The 17,778-nt window shown below is 67.2% G+C and carries 22 protein-coding genes; 10 read left to right on the plus strand and 12 right to left on the minus strand.

The window, feature by feature from the left end:
* Positions 1 to 98 precede the first annotated feature (98 nt).
* Genes Q4F19_RS06025 through Q4F19_RS06035 form a run of 3 tightly spaced genes read right to left on the minus strand, consistent with a single transcriptional unit; the run spans position 99 to position 1,659 of the window.
* Positions 99 to 545 carry an NUDIX hydrolase gene (locus Q4F19_RS06025; protein ID WP_303540708.1) on the minus strand — a complete coding sequence of 149 codons (447 nt, stop codon included), beginning with the start codon at positions 543 to 545 and terminating at the stop codon, positions 99 to 101.
* Positions 542 to 1,375 carry a glutathione S-transferase gene (locus tag Q4F19_RS06030; RefSeq protein ID WP_303540709.1) on the minus strand — a complete coding sequence of 278 codons (834 nt, stop codon included), beginning with the start codon at positions 1,373 to 1,375 and terminating at the stop codon, positions 542 to 544. The genes Q4F19_RS06025 and Q4F19_RS06030 overlap by 4 nt, the downstream gene beginning before the upstream one ends.
* Entirely contained in the window at positions 1,372 to 1,659 is a 288-nt protein-coding gene (locus Q4F19_RS06035; protein ID WP_303540710.1) for a BolA family protein, read from the minus strand. Before Q4F19_RS06035 ends, Q4F19_RS06030 begins: the two co-directional genes overlap by 4 nt.
* A gap of 37 nt (positions 1,660 to 1,696) precedes the next feature.
* On the opposite strand from Q4F19_RS06035, the gene Q4F19_RS06040 reads away from it, so the two are divergent.
* Entirely contained in the window at positions 1,697 to 2,284 is a 588-nt protein-coding gene (locus Q4F19_RS06040; protein ID WP_431312368.1) for a J domain-containing protein, read from the plus strand.
* A gap of 208 nt (positions 2,285 to 2,492) precedes the next feature.
* On the opposite strand, the gene Q4F19_RS06045 is transcribed toward Q4F19_RS06040, so the two are convergent.
* Genes Q4F19_RS06045 through Q4F19_RS06075 form a run of 6 tightly spaced genes read right to left on the minus strand, consistent with a single transcriptional unit; the run spans position 2,493 to position 6,135 of the window.
* Positions 2,493 to 2,966, minus strand: coding sequence for an SRPBCC family protein (locus Q4F19_RS06045; RefSeq protein WP_303540713.1), 474 nt, complete (start codon positions 2,964 to 2,966; stop codon positions 2,493 to 2,495).
* A complete protein-coding gene (locus Q4F19_RS06050; protein ID WP_303540715.1) occupies positions 2,963 to 3,451 on the minus strand; it encodes a VOC family protein in 489 nt (162 codons plus the stop codon). The genes Q4F19_RS06045 and Q4F19_RS06050 overlap by 4 nt, the downstream gene beginning before the upstream one ends.
* Before the next feature lie 9 nt (positions 3,452 to 3,460).
* Positions 3,461 to 4,249: a VOC family protein gene (locus Q4F19_RS06055; RefSeq protein WP_303540717.1), complete on the minus strand. Its 789-nt coding sequence runs from the start codon at positions 4,247 to 4,249 to the stop codon at positions 3,461 to 3,463.
* 10 nt (positions 4,250 to 4,259) lie between these two features.
* Positions 4,260 to 4,976: a DUF1428 domain-containing protein gene (locus Q4F19_RS21425; RefSeq protein WP_431312369.1), complete on the minus strand. Its 717-nt coding sequence runs from the start codon at positions 4,974 to 4,976 to the stop codon at positions 4,260 to 4,262.
* Positions 4,973 to 5,659 carry a glutathione S-transferase family protein gene (locus Q4F19_RS06070; RefSeq protein ID WP_303540718.1) on the minus strand — a complete coding sequence of 229 codons (687 nt, stop codon included), beginning with the start codon at positions 5,657 to 5,659 and terminating at the stop codon, positions 4,973 to 4,975. Before Q4F19_RS06070 ends, Q4F19_RS21425 begins: the two co-directional genes overlap by 4 nt.
* Positions 5,660 to 5,694: 35 nt before the next feature.
* Complete coding sequence (locus Q4F19_RS06075; protein WP_303540720.1) at positions 5,695 to 6,135, minus strand: VOC family protein; 441 nt, start codon at positions 6,133 to 6,135, stop codon at positions 5,695 to 5,697.
* A gap of 62 nt (positions 6,136 to 6,197) precedes the next feature.
* On the opposite strand from Q4F19_RS06075, the gene Q4F19_RS06080 reads away from it, so the two are divergent.
* The 3 genes from Q4F19_RS06080 (at position 6,198) to cobT (ending at position 9,831) form a co-directional block, all read left to right on the plus strand.
* Complete coding sequence (locus tag Q4F19_RS06080) at positions 6,198 to 6,893, plus strand: winged helix-turn-helix transcriptional regulator (protein ID WP_303540722.1); 696 nt, start codon at positions 6,198 to 6,200, stop codon at positions 6,891 to 6,893.
* Between the two features lie 98 nt (positions 6,894 to 6,991).
* A complete protein-coding gene (gene cobS, locus Q4F19_RS06085) occupies positions 6,992 to 7,996 on the plus strand; it encodes a cobaltochelatase subunit CobS (RefSeq protein WP_303540724.1) in 1,005 nt (334 codons plus the stop codon).
* Positions 7,997 to 7,998: 2 nt separating this feature from the next.
* Positions 7,999 to 9,831 (plus strand): cobaltochelatase subunit CobT, encoded by a 1,833-nt coding sequence (gene cobT / locus Q4F19_RS06090; protein ID WP_303540725.1) that lies wholly within the window; start codon positions 7,999 to 8,001, stop codon positions 9,829 to 9,831.
* A 156-nt stretch (positions 9,832 to 9,987) separates the two neighbouring features.
* Here the strand turns inward: cobT and Q4F19_RS06095 are convergent, their stop codons facing one another.
* A complete protein-coding gene (locus tag Q4F19_RS06095; protein ID WP_303540727.1) occupies positions 9,988 to 10,362 on the minus strand; it encodes a glycine zipper 2TM domain-containing protein in 375 nt (124 codons plus the stop codon).
* 129 nt (positions 10,363 to 10,491) lie between these two features.
* Positions 10,492 to 10,779, minus strand: coding sequence for a 50S ribosomal protein L28 (gene rpmB / locus Q4F19_RS06100; protein ID WP_303540729.1), 288 nt, complete (start codon positions 10,777 to 10,779; stop codon positions 10,492 to 10,494).
* A gap of 153 nt (positions 10,780 to 10,932) precedes the next feature.
* Between rpmB and Q4F19_RS06105 the strand changes: the two genes are divergently transcribed.
* The 4 genes from Q4F19_RS06105 (at position 10,933) to Q4F19_RS06120 (ending at position 13,582) form a co-directional block, all read left to right on the plus strand.
* The gene (locus tag Q4F19_RS06105; protein ID WP_303540731.1) at positions 10,933 to 11,196 is read left to right on the plus strand and encodes a hypothetical protein; all 264 of its coding nucleotides are present in this window, start codon (positions 10,933 to 10,935) and stop codon (positions 11,194 to 11,196) included.
* On the plus strand, positions 11,196 to 11,396 hold the full coding sequence (locus Q4F19_RS06110) for a YqaE/Pmp3 family membrane protein (protein WP_303540733.1): 201 nt from the start codon (positions 11,196 to 11,198) through the stop codon (positions 11,394 to 11,396). Before Q4F19_RS06105 ends, Q4F19_RS06110 begins: the two co-directional genes overlap by 1 nt.
* Positions 11,397 to 11,569: 173 nt before the next feature.
* Positions 11,570 to 13,159 carry a flavin monoamine oxidase family protein gene (locus Q4F19_RS06115; protein WP_303540736.1) on the plus strand — a complete coding sequence of 530 codons (1,590 nt, stop codon included), beginning with the start codon at positions 11,570 to 11,572 and terminating at the stop codon, positions 13,157 to 13,159.
* 3 nt (positions 13,160 to 13,162) lie between these two features.
* Entirely contained in the window at positions 13,163 to 13,582 is a 420-nt protein-coding gene (locus Q4F19_RS06120; RefSeq protein WP_303540737.1) for a c-type cytochrome, read from the plus strand.
* On the opposite strand, the gene Q4F19_RS06125 is transcribed toward Q4F19_RS06120, so the two are convergent.
* Positions 13,583 to 16,174, minus strand: coding sequence for a GAF domain-containing protein (locus Q4F19_RS06125; protein ID WP_303540739.1), 2,592 nt, complete (start codon positions 16,172 to 16,174; stop codon positions 13,583 to 13,585).
* A 109-nt stretch (positions 16,175 to 16,283) separates the two neighbouring features.
* On the opposite strand from Q4F19_RS06125, the gene Q4F19_RS06130 reads away from it, so the two are divergent.
* A complete protein-coding gene (locus Q4F19_RS06130) occupies positions 16,284 to 16,442 on the plus strand; it encodes an AtzG-like protein (RefSeq protein WP_303540741.1) in 159 nt (52 codons plus the stop codon).
* Positions 16,439 to 17,755, plus strand: coding sequence for an AtzE family amidohydrolase (locus Q4F19_RS06135; RefSeq protein ID WP_303540743.1), 1,317 nt, complete (start codon positions 16,439 to 16,441; stop codon positions 17,753 to 17,755). Before Q4F19_RS06130 ends, Q4F19_RS06135 begins: the two co-directional genes overlap by 4 nt.
* Positions 17,756 to 17,778: the final 23 nt, after the last annotated feature.

Genomic DNA, 17,778 nt, shown 5'->3' on the forward strand with positions numbered 1-17,778 from the left:
GCCGACCGTCTCAAAACCACCAAAAGCGGACATCAGCGTAACGCATTTCGACGACGGTCAGCACGCCAGCACAATGCTATCTCGCTACGAAGAGCCGGCTACCAGACGCTGAGCTCTATCAGCATCTCCGGCAGGTCTTCCGGGAAGAACGGCTCGTCCAGCGCCGTCAGGTCAGCGGCATCGAACCAGCGCCACTCGCGCATCACCGCTTGTTCCAGCGCGGTGTGGCCGCCGGTCGCGATATGCGTATCCTCGGTGCGGACGAGGAAATAGCGCTCGTCGGCCGAGACGGGGACGCCTTCGATCGTGACGAATTCGGCGTGGCGCTGCGCGACCTGTTCGCCGCACTCCAGCACCAGCCCGGTTTCCTCGCGCAGCTCGCGGACGGCGGCCGCCTCGTAGCTCTCGCCGGGATCGACCGCGCCGCCCGGCGTACACCAGAAAGGCGGGCGATCCTGGGGGACGAAGCGGAACAGCAAGGCCCGCCCCGCGGGATCGACGAGCAGGATGCGCGCGGCGGGGCGCAGCGCGCGCGCCGTGCTCACTCCCCGTCGAGCTCCGGATAATGGCGGAAGATGCCGTTCGAGAAAGGCTGGCGCCGATCGCTGGCGAGATAATCGGCCAGCTCGGGCAGCGCCACGACCGCATCGTGCAGCGCGATCAGCTTGGGTGTATCGCGCGCGACGGTCGCCATCCGCCGCGGGAAGGCGAAGTTCAGCCCCTCTATCAGCTGGAAAAGCGAGAGATCGGCATAGCTCCACGCATCTCCATTGAGCCACGGCCCCCGATGCGCGAGCGCGCGTTCGAACCAGTTGAGGAATTTGGGTAGGCGATTCGCCCGGAAATCCTCGGCGCGGCGCAGCGCCTCGGTCTTCTGGTCCTCATAATAAGACCCGATCTCGACCGGATGATGCGTGTCGTGGACCTCGGCGACGACATCCGCGATCGTGAGCTGGCACTGGTTGGTCCACAGCCACCCCGCCTTGTCGGGCGGGGACAGGCCATGTTCGGTGCCGAGAAAGGCGAGGATGTTGGCGACCTGCGCGATCACGAGCCCGTCGACGACGATATATGGCGGGGCGAAGGGCGGGGTCTCGCGCGGCTCGGCCAGATCGCGCGACAGGACGGCCACGCCTTCCTCACCCGCCTCGATCGCGACATCGCGATAGGGGATCCGGCCCGCCTCCAGCGCGAGGCGGACGAACTCGCCGCGGCCGGGAATGCCAGGCCAATAATAGAGATCGATGAACTGGGGCGTCGCATCGACATTTTCCTCGACGGCCTCCACCGGCAGAACGCGGCGGTGATCGACGCGGCCGGGCGATTTCTTCTTGCGCGAGAGCGAGGCCCGCGGCGGATGCGATTTGCTGCTCATGCCTCCCCCGGTGCCTTGGCCTTGATCGCGAGCGCATGGACGCGCTCGGCCAGCAGCCCGGCGAGCGCCTGGTTGACGAGGCGATGGCGATCGACGCGCGACTTGCCGGCGAAGGCATCGGCGACGATCTCCACGGTGAAGTGGCTTTCGCCGCGCGCATCATGGCCCGAATGGCCGCGATGCTTCTCGCTATCGTCGATCACGGCGAGCCGTTCGGGGGCGAGGGCGGAGCGCAGGCTCCGTTCGATTTCGGCGGCCACAGGACCGGTTTCAGAGGCTGTCATGCTTCCTATATAGGCCGTTTTGCCGGGAGGATCGCAAGTGGCGGATGGCGCGAGGAACACACGCTTCCATGGCAGGGTGCCCGGGGAACGCGTCTGTTCGGAGCCCGGCTGCCTAGAGCCGGGCGAATTCCGCGCGCCTGCCGACGGCCCGCGCGGCGGCTTCGACGGGCCGGGCGAATGGCGCTTCCTGTGCCTCGATCATGTCCGCGCGTTCAACCAGCGCTACAATTTCTTCACGGGCATGACCGCGGACGAGATCGCCGCGCAGCAGCGGCCTTATGCGGGCTGGGAGCGCGAGACGCGCGCTTTCTCGACAGGCGGCGCGGATCGCCCGCCGAGCTGGGCCGATTTCGTCGATCCGCTCGACGCGATTCAGGCGCGCTTCCGCGCGACCCGGCCCGCCGAGCGCCAGGATGGGCGGGGTCTTTCGGGCGACGAGCGCAAGGCGCTGAAGGTGCTGGGGCTGGAGGTGGACGCCGATCGCCGGGCGCTGCGCCAGCGTTATTCGGAACTGGTGCGGCGCTACCATCCCGATCGCAACGGCGGCGACCGGAGCCACGAAAGCGCGCTGCAGGCGGTGATCGAGGCGTATCAGACGCTGCGGAGTGCGGCGGCGTTTGCGTGAGCCTGGCGAAAACGATCCGCTCATCCTGAGGAGGGACTGAGCCTGTCGAAGGCCCGTCTCGAAGGACCTTCAACGTTGCGTGCGTCCTTCGAGACGCCATTTCGACTTCGTGCCTGCGGCACGAAGTTTATCCTGAGCGCCTGCCTTAGCAGGCAGTCGAAGGGCTCAATGGCTCCTCAGGATGAGCGGGGATTTTTGTGGCAAGGTGTCACGCCAGCCGCTTCGCCACCGCTTCCCACTGCTCGGCGACTTTGCCCCAGCCCGCCTCGAAGCCCATCGTCTTGTGCTGTTCGAGCGCGTCCTTCGTCCAGTGGCGCGCGCGGCCGCGGTAGAGCGTCTTGTCGCCTTGCGGTTCGAACTCGAAGATGCCGACCATGAACGGGCCGGCGGGCTTCCAGCCGGCCTGGAAGGCATCGGTGAAGACGATTTTGCGCTCGGGAATCACCTCCAGATAGACGCCGTCGTTCGGCACGACTTCGCCGTCCGGCCCATACATCGTCACCAGCGCGCGGCCGCCCGCGCGCAGCTCCATCACCTGCACCTCGGCGCGCCACGGCGGCGGGCAGAACCAGTCGTTCAGGTGATCGGTATAGGCCTTCCAGACGGCCGCGACCGGCGCGTCCATCAGCCGCTCGACGACCAGCTCGAGCTCGTCGACCGTCTCCATGCCACTGCAGCTCATGCCTCTTCTCCCGCGAATGCGCGCGCGATCCCCGCGACGTCGATCTTCTGCATCGTCATCATCTTTTCCATCGCGCGTTTGGCGGCGGCGCGATCGGGCGAGGTCATCGCCTCGTTGAGGATGCGCGGCGTGATCTGCCAGGAGAAACCCCAGCGATCCTTGCACCAGCCGCAGTCGCTCTCCACCCCGCCATTGCCGACGATCGCGTTCCAGTAACGATCGGTCTCGGCCTGATCCTCGGTCTCGACCATGAAGCTGACCGCCTCGTTGGGCTTGAACATCGGCCCGCCGTTGAGGCCGAGGAAGCGCCGGCCGAGGACGGTGAACTGCACCGTCAGCTCCATGCCCGCCTCGCCACCGGGAAAATCGGTCGCCGCCTCGGCGGCGCGGCCGACATGGCTGTCCGGAAAGACGCTCGCATAGAAGGCCGCCGCCTTGCTCGCCTCGCCATGATCGAACCACAGGCAGTTGATCATCTTGTCCATGATCGCTCCTCAGGGTTTGGGCGCGACGAAGCCGACCACCGCGCCCTGCGGATCGATCGCCATGATCACGCGCTCGCCGCCCGGCACTTCCATCGGCCCGGTGACGATCCGGCCGCCCTCGGCCTTCACCGCCGCCACGCAGACATCGATATCGGGCACGCGGAAGTAGAAGAGCCACGCCGGGACGGGCTGGCTGGGTTGCTGAGGCATCATCGCGCCGAACGGCTCGCTTTGGCTGGTGTGCCGCAGGAAACTATATTCGCCCATAGCGCCCATCGGCATCGCGCCCTCCTCCACGAAGCCGAACAGGCGGCCGTAGAAAGCGAGCGCTGCGGCGTCGTCGGGGGTGATCAGCTCGTTCCAGCTGCAATGGCCGAGCTCATAGCGGCCATAAGCGGTGCTGCGCTCGTCGGGCTCGCCGCGCATCACATAGAAGCTGACGCCCTGCGGATCGGCGAGCAAGGCGAAGCGGCCGACGCCCGGCAGATCATGCGGCGGCATGTAGATCGCGCCGCCGGCCTGTTCGACCGCGGCGGCCGTGCTATCGACATCGTCGACGCCGAGATAGCCGAGCCAGGCGGGCGGCATCGGCGCGCCTTCGGGGATCTTCATGAGCCCGCCGGCGGGCCTGCCGTCGGGCGCGGTCAGGATGCGATAGTCCATCGGCGAAGGCTCGCCGTTGAGTTCGGCGCGGGCGATCGTCCAGCCGGCGACTTTCTCGTAAAAGGCCTGCGCGGCGTCCGCGTCGCTCGTCAGCAGCTCGTACCAGACCCATTCGCCCTGGCGGTTCCGGCTCATGTCTGTCTCCTTATGCGTCTAGGATCGGGGCGAAGCCGCCAAAGATCATGCGCCGGGCATCGAACGGCATGTCGGCGGGCGGCGTCTTCATCCGCGGATCATCGCTCACCGCCTTCATGCCGGCGTCACGCGTCGCCTTGTCGGGCCATTCGAGCCACGCGAAGACGATGCTCTCGCCGTCTTCGGCATGCGCCGCGCGGTAGAAATCGGTGGCCTTGCCGCGCGGCACGTCGCTGCCCCAGCCCTCGACATAGCGGGTCACGCCATGATCGCGGAACACGACCGAGGCGGCGCGCGCCATGTCGAAATAGGCGTCGCGGTTCGCGTCGGGCACGGGCAGGACGAAGCCGTCGACATAGGACATGGGGCCGCCCGCGCCGTCTTCGATGACCACGTCGAACGCGCCATAGACCATGCGCTTGCCGTCGAAGGGCGGCGGCGCCATCGTCTCCATCCGCGGATCGGCGCGGATGCTGGTGACGGCGGCGTCATAGGTCGCACGATCGGGATATTCGATCCAGCTGAACAGGATTGTCTCATTCGCCTCGCGCAGCACCGCGCCGTGGAAATCGTTGATCTTGCCCTCGGGCACATCATCGCCCCACGTCTCGACCATCCGCGTCGCGCCATACTGCTTGAACATCGGCACGGCTTCGGTCGCGTGATCGACATAGGCTTGGCGATTGGCGGTCGGGACCGCAAGCAGGAAGCCCTGGACGATGGTCATGCCGCCAGCCCCTGCTTCTCGAGCCACGCCTGCATCGCCGGTGGCGCCTGCCCGGTGAAGCCCGCCATCTGCGCGGCGAGCGCGCGCTGGAAGGCGGGGCGGGCGGTGCCGCGCGCAACATAGGTCTCCAGCGTCGGATGCGCCGCGAGCAGGGGATCGCCTTCGAGGATGCGGAGCACCGCGATCATCAGCAGATCGCCCGCGCTGAATGCGGCGCGATACCAGTCGCGTGTTCCCAGGCGATCTGCGGTCTCGGCGAGCCGCTCGGCGATGCGCTGCTCGATCGCGGGCAGACGCGGCTTGGACCAAGGCTTGTCGATCTCGAACAAGGTGGCGATCGCCTGATCCATGATCGGCGGCTCGACCGTGTTGAGCGCGGCGAACGCCCATTCGGTGGCGTGCGCGCGGCCGGCCGGATCTGCGGGCAGCAGATCGCCTTTGCCGGCGATGTGCAGGACGATCGCGCCGGATTCGAACAAGGTGAAATCGCCTTCCTCATAGGTCGGCACCTGGCCGTAGGGCTGGAGACTGCGATGTTCGGGCCGCTTCTGCTCGCCCTGGCTCAGATAGCGCACGTCATACGGCTGGCCGACCTCCTCCAGCGCCCAGCGCACGCGCAGATCGCGGACCTGGCCCTTGGCGAAATCAGGCACCCAATCATAAGCGGTGATGACGGGGTTCATCCTCTCTCTCCTCGTTTGTGACTGGGGGACGCGGGCTAGGCCGCGACCGGCTCGACCGCTCCGCCTGCCATCGTCTGCTCGGCGGCGGCCATGTCCATATAGAAGGGTCCGTAGCCGTGGCCGTCGGGATCCTCGAAGGCGCGCGAATACATGAAGCCCATATCCTCGGGCTCGTGCAGCTCGCGCCCGCCCGCGGCGAGCGCCGCCTTGGTGAAGGCATCGACCTCGGCACGGCTATCGAAGGCGAGCGCGAACAAGGCGCCGCTCTGGCGTTTCGCGTCGATGATCTCCTTGCCCGTGAAGGTCCGGTAGAAATCGAGGCCGAGCAGCATGACGTGGATCGTCTCCGACCAGATCATCGCCGAGCCCTGCGCGTTCGAGAACAAAGCATGTTTCTCAAAGCCGATCGCCTCGTAAAAAGCGGTTGCCGCCGGGACATCCGCGACCGGCAGATTCACGAAGATCTTTTTCGCCATCGTCACTCTCCTGCGCCGATTCGGTTTGCGCAGGATGACAAGGCGAGTTATTAAAAACAACCATGAAGTTAGATAAAGTGACCGAGCCGGAAAAGAGGGTGCCGAAGCGCTGGTATGACGATGCCTGCGGCACCGCGCTGGCGCTGGAACTGGTCGGCGAACGCTGGTCGCTGCTGATCGTGCGCGAATTGATGTACGGCCCGCGCCGCTTCGGCGAGATCAAGGCGGCGCTGCCGGGGATCAGCGCCAATGTGCTCACGCAAAGGCTGGAGAGCCTCGAGGAGGCGGCGATCCTACTGCGCCGCAAGCTGCCGCCCCCCGCCAACGTTCAGGTCTATGATCTGACGGCTTGGGGGTGCGAGAGCGAGCCTGCAATCATGGCGCTCGGCAAATGGGCGACTCGCTCGCCACTCCACGATCCGACCTCCTACATGAGCGGCGCCTCGCTGATGATGTCGATGCGGACCCTGCTCGTGCCTGGGCGGATGGGCGACCTCGCCTTCACGCTGGGGCTGAGGCTGGGTGCGGACCACTTCACCGCGACGATCGGTGGGGAGGACATCGTGGTCGCGCGCGGCATGGCCGAGGCGCCCGACGTGACGATCGAGGCCGAGACCGCCTTTCCGATCCTGGCGGTCCTGTACGGCAAGCTGCCGCCCGAGGCGATCGAGGCCGAAGGCGGCCTGCGCATCGGCGGCGAGCGCGATCTGGCGGCACGCTTCGCCGGCCTGTTCGAGTTGCCCGCCAAGATCGCGTGAACCCGATGCAAAGCATTGCGATCACCGCCCCGCCTGCTTAGGCACCCGGATGACGACGCGCGCGTTCTGGTGCGCATGCACAAGGCCCCGAGGTTCGAATGAGCGACATCCCCAACGTCCAGCCCGACAGTCGCGAGGCGACGGTGCTCGATGCGCCGGACAAGATGATCAAGGTGCGCGAGGCCTTCGGCATCGACAGCGACATGGAAGTGCCAGCTTTCTCGGAAGCCGACGAGCGCGTCCCCGATCTGGACCCGGCCTATGTGTTCGATCCCGAGACGACGCTCGCCATCTGCGCCGGGTTCGCCTTCAATCGCCGGGTGATGGTCCAGGGCTATCACGGCACGGGCAAATCCAGCCACATCGAGCAGGTCGCCGCGCGGCTCAACTGGCCGACGATTCGGATCAACCTCGATGCACATATCAGCCGCATCGATCTCGTCGGTCGCGACGCGATCGTGCTGCGCGACGGCCAGCAGGTCACCGAATTCCGCGAGGGCCTGCTGCCCTGGGCACTGCAGACCCCGTCCGCGCTCGTCTTCGACGAATATGATGCGGGCCGGCCCGACGTGATGTTCGTGATCCAGCGCGTGCTGGAGACTGAGGGCAAGCTGACCCTGCTCGATCAGAATCGCGTGATCCGCCCCAATCCCTGGTTCCGCCTGTTCGCGACCGCGAACACGGTGGGCTTGGGCGACACGACCGGCCTCTATCACGGCACCCAGCAGATCAATCAGGGGCAGATGGATCGCTGGAACATCGTGATCACGCTCAACTATCTGCCGGCGGCAACCGAGGCGCGGATCGTGCTCGCCAAGAGCGGCGAATATGACAAGCCCGACGGCAAGAAGACCGTCGACAATATGGTCAAGGTCGCCGAGCTGAGCCGGCAGGGCTTCATGGCGGGCGACATCTCGACCGTGATGAGCCCGCGCACCGTGATCTCGTGGGCGCAGAATGCGCTAATCTTCGGAGATATCGGCTTCGCCTTCCGCCTCTCCTTTCTTAACAAATGCGATGAGGCGGAGCGCGCGCTGGTGGCCGAATATTATCAGCGCGTGTTCGGCAAGGATCTTCCCGAAAGCATCGTGGCCAAGAAATAAGGATGGCCGAACGCACGCCCATCGAAGCCTTTCGCGAGGTGCTGGCGGGCACGGCGCGGGCGATGGCGCACGAGCCCGAGCTGGAGCTGAACTTCACCTCGGAGGCACCTTCCGCCTCGTTCAAGCAGGTCCGCGTGCCGATGCCGGCACGCAACCTGCCCGCCGAGCAGGTCGCCGAGGCGCGCGGCTTCGCAGACGGCTTCGCGCTGCGCGAGCGGCATCATGACGCGAAGGTCCACAATCGCAACGCGCCCGCCGATCCGACCGCGCGCGCCGTCTATGACGCGGTCGAGCAGGCGCGCGTCGAGGCGCTGGGCGCGCGCGCGATGGATGGGGTGCGCGCCAATCTGACGCAGGCGCTGGAGACGCGGCTGCGCTCCGATCCGCTGACGCGCGCGCGCAGCAAGGCCGAGGTGCCGCTCAGCACCGCGGTCGCGCTGCTGGTCCGCGAACGGCTGACCGGCGACGCGCCGCCTGCCGCCGCGGAGGCGGGCCTGGGCTTCGTGCGCGACTGGATCGAGGACAAGGCCGGCGGCGGGCTCGACGCGCTCGGCCTCGCGCTCGACGATCAGGCCGCCTTCTCCGTGCTCGCCAGCCGCCTGCTGCAGGATCTGGAGCTGATCGAGGCCGAGGTCGCGCCGAACGAGCAGGAGGAAGCCAGCGAATCCGAAAACGAGGACGATTCGGACGAGGGCGGCGAGAGCGAGCAAGACGAGGATCAGCCCGGCGAGGCGGGCGAGTCGCAGGCCGAGCAGCGGTCCGAGCAGGGCCAGGACGGCGAGGAGGAAGCCGCCGGCCAGGAGCAGCAGGAAAGCGAGTTCGAGGGCGAAGGCGAGATGGGCGAGGAAGGGCAGGACGGCATGCTGCCGACCCGCCCGAACCGGCCCAGCGCCGACATGCCCGGCAGCATCGACTATCAGAGCTACACGACGCGCTTCGACGAGATCATCGAGGCGGGCGAGCTGTGCACCGAGGAAGAGCTGACGCGGCTGCGCGCCTATCTCGACCAGCAGCTCACGCATCTGCAGGGCGCGGTGACCAAGCTCGCCAACCGGCTCCAGCGGCGGCTGATGGCGCAGCAGAACCGGAGCTGGGATTTCGATCAGGAGGAAGGGCTGCTCGATGCGGCGCGACTCGCGCGGATCGTCGTCAGCCCCGGCCATTCCTTGTCCTACCGGATCGAGCGCGAGACCGATTTCCGCGACACGATCGTCACCCTGCTGCTCGACAATTCGGGATCTATGCGCGGGCGGCCGATCTCGATCGCGGCGATCTCGGCCGATATCATGGCGCGCACGCTGGAGCGCTGCGGCGTGAAGGTGGAGATATTGGGCTTCACGACGCGCGCCTGGAAGGGCGGGCAATCGCGCGAGGCATGGCTGCAGGCGGGGCGACCGACCGCGCCGGGGCGGCTCAACGATCTGCGCCACATCGTCTACAAGCGCGCCGACGAGCCCTATCGCCGCGCGCGCAAGAATCTCGGGCTGATGATGCGCGAGGGCCTGCTCAAGGAGAATATCGACGGCGAGGCTTTGTTGTGGGCGCACAGCCGGCTGATCGCGCGGCCCGAGGAGCGCAAGATCCTGATGGTGATCTCAGACGGTGCGCCGGTCGACGATTCGACGCTGTCGGTGAACTCAGGGAGCTATCTGGAGCGGCATCTGCGCCAGGTGATCGGCTGGATCGAGACCAAGTCGCCCGCGCAGCTGGTGGCGATCGGAATCGGGCATGACGTGACGCGCTATTATGCGCGCGCGGTGACGATCATGGATGCCGAGCAACTGGGCGGCACGATGATCGAGCAATTGGCGGGGTTGTTCGACGACGCGAAATAGGGTTTGGGAGCCAATCTCTTCCTCCGCTCATGCTGAGGAGAGACTGAGCTCGGCGAAGGCTCGTCTCGAAGCAGCTCTCCGGACGTCCTTCGAGACGCCACTTCGACAAGCTCAGTGGCTCCTCAGGATGAGCGGGGTCCGAATGGGGGCAGACGCTCAGCAGTCCCGGTCGATCGCGCGGCCTGCCAGCGCGCCGACGCCGGCGCCCACGAGCGCACCCGTCGTGCGATCGCCGCGACCCGCTACCGAATTGCCGAGCAGGCCGCCCGCAATCGCGCCGAGGATCGTGCCGCCGGTGCCCTTGTCGCAACGGCCGCGGCCGCCACGATAATTGCCGCCGCGGCGATCGTCGCGCCGGCTGCCATAGCCGCGATCGTCATAACCACGGCGATCATAGCCCCGGCCATAGCCGCGCTGATCGATCTGCTGATAATAGCCCGGCTCGCCGCGCCAGGACTGCGCGTCCGCTGCGGCGGGCACGCTGAGGACCGCCGCGAGCACTGCTCCGGCAAGGCCGATCCGCTTGAACATCGCCACTCTCCTCATACGCGGCCCTGGAGCCGGGGATGGGAACCCATCCACGACTCGCTTATGGCGCGTCGTGGCTGAGTGACGTCTGAATAAGCCCGTTAGCGGAGGTTCAGCCTCCGCCGACGCGCATCAGGCAGCGATCTGGGACTTTTCGATCTCGCGCTTCAGGCGACGCGCGCGCAGCGAAAGCTTCTCGCCCGCCGTCTTCAGCAGCCAATTGTCGAGGCCGCCGACATGCTCGACCGAGCGCAGACCGTGCGTCGAGACGCGCAGACGCACGCCCTTGCCCAGCGCGTCGGAAAGAAGCGTCACGTTCTGCAGGTTGGGCAGGAACGTCCGCTTGGTCTTGTTGTTGGCGTGGGACACATTGTGGCCCACCTGCCGGCCCTTGCCGGTCAGTTCGCAAATACGCGCCATGCGCTCAAATCCCGTTTAGATCGGTGTTTCCGGAAGGTGGCGGCCCATAAGGAAAGCCGAAGCGCGCGTCAAGTTTCGAGGCGCGCGAACGGGCCGAGTGCAACCGGAACGGGTGCGAACCGTTGTCGCGCAAAACGTAAAAAGGATCGAGCCATGCGCGCCATCGTCACCCTCCTGGTCATCGTCGTGATCATCGGCATCGTCGGCGTGGCCACGGGCTTCTTCAAATTCTCGGGTTCGGGCGGCAGCCTGCCGAAGGTCGCGGTCTCCGGCGGCAGCCTGCCCAGCGTCAACGCCGATTCGGGCTCGATCTCGCTCGGCACGAAGAAGGAGGCGGTCTCCGTCCCCGACGTGACGGTCGAGACGAAGAAGACCTCGGTCGACGTGCCGACCGTCGCCGTGCGCAAGCCCGAGTGATGGCGGCGCCCAAGCCCACGATCGGCCAGATCGCAGCCGCGATCCTGCTGCCGCCGCTCGCCGTCTATCTGGCGCGCGGGCTAGGCCCCACCTTCTGGATTGGCGTGCTGCTGACGATGTTCTGGTGGGTACCGGGCGTCATCTACGCGTTCGCCGTGCTGTTCGCGCCCGATCGGATACCGGGCATCGTGCGCGGTTGATCCGATTCGGGCGGGCATGACCCCTGCCCCGCGCGCCGGCGCACGAAAACGAGCCCTCGCCGCCCCTACGCGGCGGTTTCCGCTAGAAATCGGCCGCGCCTTATTGCTGCATTGCGGCGCAGGAGCGAAATCGACACATTCCCTGCCGGGGATCGGCAGGGGACGTGCTCGGCATGACGGATTTGGGGAAGACGCCGACGCGGCGCGAGTTGCTGACCGCGATCGGGATGATCGGCGGGACGGCGGCGCTGTATCAGGCGATGACGACGATGGCGCATGCCGCCGAAACGCAGTTCGCCGGCCCGCCCAATCTCTCCGGCGCGCGCAAGGGCGCGACCGTGATCGTGCTCGGCGCAGGGCTTGCGGGCATGCTCGCCGCATATGAGCTGACCAAGGCCGGCTATCGCGTCCGGATCCTCGAATATCAGAATCGCGCGGGCGGGCGGAACTGGTCGCTCTATGGCGGCGACACCTATACTGAGCTGGGCGGCGCGACGCAGAAGGTGCAGTTCGCCCCCGGCAATTACCTCAATCCCGGCCCGTGGCGGATCCCGCATCACCACCGGACTTTGCTTCATTATTGCAAGGCGTTCGGGGTCAAGCTGGAGCCGTTCATCCAGTTCAACCACAATGCCTATGTCCATAGCGACGCGTTCGGCGGCAAGCCGCAGCGCTTCAAGTCGCTGGCCGCCGACTTCGAGGGCAATGTCGCCGAATTGCTCAACAAATCGATCGACCAGAAGGCGCTGGATGCGACGCTGACCGCGGAGGATCGCGACAAGCTGAAGGAGGCGCTGCGCGACTGGGGCATGCTCGACAAGGACATGCGCTACACGAAGAATCTGCGCTCGTCCGAGCATCGCGGTTTCGATCGCCCGCCCGGCGGTGGCGTCAACGGATCGCCGATCCCGTCAGAACCCTTCGCGTTCAAGGACGTGCTCGATTCGCGGATCTGGACGCAGATGGCGTTCTTCATGAATTACGAATTCCAGACGACGATGTTCCAGCCGGTCGGCGGCATGGGCATGATCGGCAAGGCCTTCGGCGCACAGGTCCAGCCGCTCGTCACCTTCAACGCCAAGGTCAGCAAGATCCTGCAGGACAAGAAGGGCGTGACCGTCTCCTATACGGATACGAGCACCGGCCAGGCGCAGACCGCGCGCGCCGATTATTGCGTGTGCACGATCCCGCTCGGCATCCTCAACCAGATCGAGAGCAACCTCTCCGATCCGCTGAAGGCGGCGGTCGCGGCGGTGCCTTATTCCAACTCGGTCAAGATCGGCCTCGAGATGAACCGCCGCTTCTGGGAGGAAGACCAGGCCATCTATGGCGGGCACAGCTTCACCAACCAGGAGATCAGCCTGATCTCCTATCCGAACTTCGATTATCTGAAGGACGGGCCGGCGGTGCTGCTCGGCGCCTTCGCGAGCGGGATGGGCGCGTATCGGCTGGGCGGCATGACGCCCGAGGAGCGGATCGAGACGGCGCTGGCGCAGGGATCGGTCTTTCACCCGGCGCAGTATCGCAAGGAATATCGCAACGGCGCCTCGGTCGCGTGGAGCCGCGTGCCCTGGACGATGGGCTGCTGCGCGCGCTGGAACGAGGATACGCGCAAGCAACATTACCAGACGCTCGTCGGCATCGACGATCGCGTCGTGCTGGCGGGCGAGCATGCCTCCTATGTCGGCTGCTGGATGGAGGGGGCCCTGCTCTCGTCGATCGACGCGATCACGCGTCTGCACAAGCGCGCGCTGGAGGCCTGATCGATGACCAAGACGCACCTCCGCATCGCCGCCGCGCTCGTCGCCATGCTCCTGATCGCGCATCCCGGCCGCGCCGACGAGCCGGGTCCGGGCGGCCAGAAGGTGCCCAAGCCCGTGACCGGCGAACAGGTCTATCGCACGGTCTGCCAATCCTGCCACATGGCCGACGGCAAGGGCGCCGAAGGCGCGGGACGGATGCCCGCGCTCGCCGCCAATCCGCGCCTCGCCGCGGCGGCCTATCCGATCGTGATGATCGCCAAGGGGCGCGGCGCGATGCCCGGCTTCGTCGGCACGCTGAGCCCGGCGCAGGCCGCCAACGTCGTCACCTATATCCGCACCCATTTCGGCAACGCCTATGCCGCGCCGGTGACCGAGGCCGAGGTGAAGGCGCTCTATGGCGCGCCGCCGCCTGCGGAGCGCTGATCAGGCGAGCATCTCGCGCACCCGACTTGCGAGCGCGTCCATCGCGAACGGCTTGGTGAGCAGGGCCATGTTCGGATCGAGCTGGCGACTGCCGATCACGGCATTCTCGGCATAGCCGGTGATGAACAGGACGCGCAGCTCGGGCGAGAGCGCCAGGGCCGCATCGGCGACCTGACGCCCGTTCATCTGCCCGGGCAGGCCGACATCAGTGATCAGCAGATCGATGCGCGCGCCCGATTGCAGGATGCGCAAAGCCGCGGCGCCGTCACCGGCCTCCAGCGGCGTATGGCCGAGTTCCTCGAGTACCTCGACGACCAGCATCCGCACGGTCGGTTCGTCATCGACGATCAGGACGGTGCGCGCGTCGGCGCTGGCGCCCTCGCCTTCGATATCGCTTTGCGCCGTCAGGGGCTCGTCGGGCACGGCATCGCCATGATGACGGGGCAGATAGATGCAGACCGTCGTGCCGGTTTCGAGCTCGCTATAGATGCGGACCTGCCCGCCCGACTGGCGCGCGAAGCCATAGATCATCGACAAACCGAGGCCCGTCCCCTGCCCGAGCGGCTTGGTCGTATAGAAGGGATCGAAGGCGCGCGCCTGGACCTGCGGCGTCATGCCCGTGCCCGTATCCGTCACGCACAGCGAGAGATATTGGCCGGGCTCGAGATCGCGCTCGCGCGCGGCGCGCTGGTCGAGCCATTTGTTGGCGGTCTCGATCGTGATCCGGCCGCCATCGGGCATCGCATCGCGCGCGTTGATGCACAGATTGAGGATCGCATTTTCGAGCTGATTGGCATCGACCAAGGCGGGCCACAGGCCCGGCGTGCCGACGACCTCGACATGGATAGCCGGGCCGACCGTGCGGCGGACCAGTTCCTCGATCCCCGAAATCAGACGATCGACGGCGACCGGCTTGGGATCGAGCGTCTGCCGGCGCGAGAAAGCGAGCAAGCGGTGCGTGAGCGCAGCGGCGCGCCGCGCGGCGCCCTGCGCGGCGCCGACATAGCGATCCAGCTCGCCGAAGCGCCCCTGCGTGACGCGGATCTGCATCATCTCGATCGCGCCCGAAATGCCGGTCAGGAGATTGTTGAAATCATGCGCAAGGCCGCCGGTGAGCTGGCCGACCGCCTCCATCTTCTGCGCCTGGCGGAGATGCTCCTCGGCGGTCATCAATTCCTGCGTGCGCGCCTCGACCTGTTCCTCCAGCGAGGCGTTGAGATCAGCCAGCTCCTGCTCGGCCCGGCGCCGCTCGACCGCGTCGCGCGTCCGCTCGGCGACGTCGCGGACGAACGCCAGCTCCTCGGCGGGCCACGGGCGCGCGGCCTCGTGGTTCAGATAGAGCAAGGCGACGAAACCGCCCTGTTCGGTCAGCGGCATGTTGATGAAGCTCTGCGCCGAAATCGCCTTCAGCGCATCGGCGGTGTCGCGGGTGCGGGGGTCGGCATACGCATCCGACACGGCGACGGTCTCGCCGCGCTTCAGATTGTCGATATAGGATCCGTAATCGCGGAATTCGAGCGTGCCGGCCAGCGTCTGGATGCCCGGCGCATTCCAGTCGCGCTCCACCACGATCGTCTCGGCCACGGGATCGATCGTGCCATAGCCCGCGCGGCTGACGCCCAAGGTTCGCCCGAGGATCTCGGCGGCGGCATAAGCGAGATCGGCCGCCTCGCCGGACTCGCGCAGGCGATCGTTGAGCTCGACCAAGGCGGCGAGACGCAATTCACTGGTTTTGCGCGCATCGATATCGAAGCTGACGCCCGGAAAGCGCAGCGGTACGCCATCGGGCGACAGCAGGACCTGCCCCTGTGCCGCCACCCAGCGCGATCGGCCATCGGGCCGGACGAGGCGATATTCGGCGTGGAAGGGCCCGCCCGTCCGCAAGGCCTGCTCGATCGCCTCGCCCGTCGCCGGCAGATCGGCGGGGTGAATGTGCGCCATGAACTCGGCGATCGGCGCGCCTTCGCGCGCGACGGCACGATCAACGCCGTAAAGGTCCGCAAAGGGCGGATCGGCGGTCACCCGATCGGCCTGGATGTCCCAATCCCACGTGCCGATGCTGCGCGAATCGCCGCCTGGTGCGCCGGGGAGCATGCCGAGATCGATTTCGCGCGCGACCTGCCGGGCGAGCGCCTCCAGCGCCAGCGCCTGGCGGGCGTTCAGGCCGCCGGCACGCGGCGCCACATCGATCGCGCAGAGGCTGCCGAGCGGCTGGCCATGCAGGCCGACGATCGGGAAGCCCGCATAGAAGCGGATGTGCGGCGCATCGGTGACCAGCGCGAAATCGCGCGTGCGCGGATCGGCGGCGAGATCCTCGATCTGGAAAAGGCCGTCCTGACGGATCGCCAGCGCACAGACCGAGGTCGCGATCGGCGTCTCGCACGCATCGACGCCGACCTTGGCCTTGAACCACTGGCGATGCGCATCGACGAGACTGACGAGCGCGATCGGCACTTCGCAAAGGCTTGAGACAAGCGCGACGATATCGTCGAAGCGCGGCTCGGGCGGCGTATCGAGAATCCGCGCCGCCGCCAGCGCGGCGAGACGATCGGCTTCGGTAAGGGCAGGCTGGGAGACGGGACGGTCTTTCATGGACGTATGTGGCAATAACCCTGGTTAAGCCCGGAAGCTCCCGCAAAATGACGCGCTACTGCCGGGCGAACCGCTTTACGACGCAGTCCGCCTATGCGAGCCAGACGTGATGGACGAGAGCGTGGAGGACAAGGCGCGCGCCGCGGCGCTGGCCGTGGGCATCGATCTGCCCGCGGCGTGCGTGCCCGGCGTGATCGACAACCTCGCGCTGTTGGCCTCGCATGCGGCGCTGCTGGATCGCTTCCTAGCCGAGCATCCCGAGATATGACGATCGCCGGAATTGCCGCCGACGTTCGCGCGGGGCGGTGCAGGGCCGTCGACATTGCGCGCGAGGCACTCGATCGGCTGCGCGCCGACCCGTATGTCGCGGTGACGCAGGTGCTGGAGGACCGCGCGCTGGCCGAGGCGGCGGCGGTGGACGCGATCGTGGCGGGCGGGGGCGACCCCGGGCCACTCGCGGGGGTGCCTTATGGCGTGAAGGATCTGTTCGACGTGGCAGGCTTGCCGACCACGGCGGGAGCACGATCGCGGATCGATGCGCCGCCCGCGATCCAAGATGCCGAGGCTATCGTCCGCCTGCGCGCGGCGGGCGCGGTGCTGACCGCGACGCTCAACATGGACGAATTCGCCTACGGCTTCGCGACGATCAACGCGCATTTCGGCACCACCCGCAACCCGCATGATTCTGCGCGGATCGCCGGGGGCTCGTCGGGCGGATCGGCGGCGGCGGTCGCGGGCGGGCTGCTGCCGCTGGCGCTGGGATCGGACACGAACGGTTCGATCCGCATCCCGGCGGCGCTCTGCGGACTCTATGGGCTCAAGCCGACGCACGGCGGACTGCCGTTAGAGGGTGTCTATCCGTTCGTCGACAGTTTCGACGATATCGGGCCGTTCGCGGCCGATATCGCCGGGCTGCGGATCGCGACCGAAATACTGTCCGGGGCAAGTCTCGCCGCGCCGGTGCCGACACGCATCGCGATCCTCGGCGGCTGGTTCGCCGACAATCTCGCGGATGACATGACCGCCGCGCTGGCGCGCATCGCCGCATGTCTCGGCGCGGGCACGGCGGAGCTGCCGGCGGTCGATGTCGCGCGCTCGGCGGCGTTCCTGATCACCGCGCACGAGGGCGGGACCTTCCACGTCCCCGCGCTCGCGGATCATGCCTTGCTCTACGATCCGGCGACGCGCGACCGGCTGATCGCGGGCGCGACGCTGGCGGAAGGAACGGTGGCGAAGGCGCAACGCTTCCGGACATGGTTCGCCGAGCAAGCCGATCGGCTGTTCGACGCGTGGGACGTGCTGATCGCGCCGGCGACGCCCTGCGCCGCGCCGACCATCGCTGATCCGACGATCCTCGTCGGCGGGCAAAAGGTGCCCGCGCGCGCGCATCTCGGCATCTACACCCAGCCCCTGAGCTTCATCGGCCTGCCGTCGCTGGTCGTGCCGCTGCGCGATTGCGGGCCGCTGCCGCTCGGGCTCCAGCTCGTCGGACCGCCCGGGGGCGAGGCGCGGCTGTTCGCGCTGGCCGAAAAGCTCGAGCGCGACGGCGTCAGCGGCGGCTGGCCCGCCCCCGGCTTGTAAGGGCGAGTCTCTCTGCTAGACCC

The organism is Sphingomonas natans, assembly GCF_030546695.1.
In the GTDB taxonomy this organism is placed as follows: Bacteria; Pseudomonadota; Alphaproteobacteria; order Sphingomonadales; family Sphingomonadaceae; genus Sphingomonas_I; species Sphingomonas_I natans.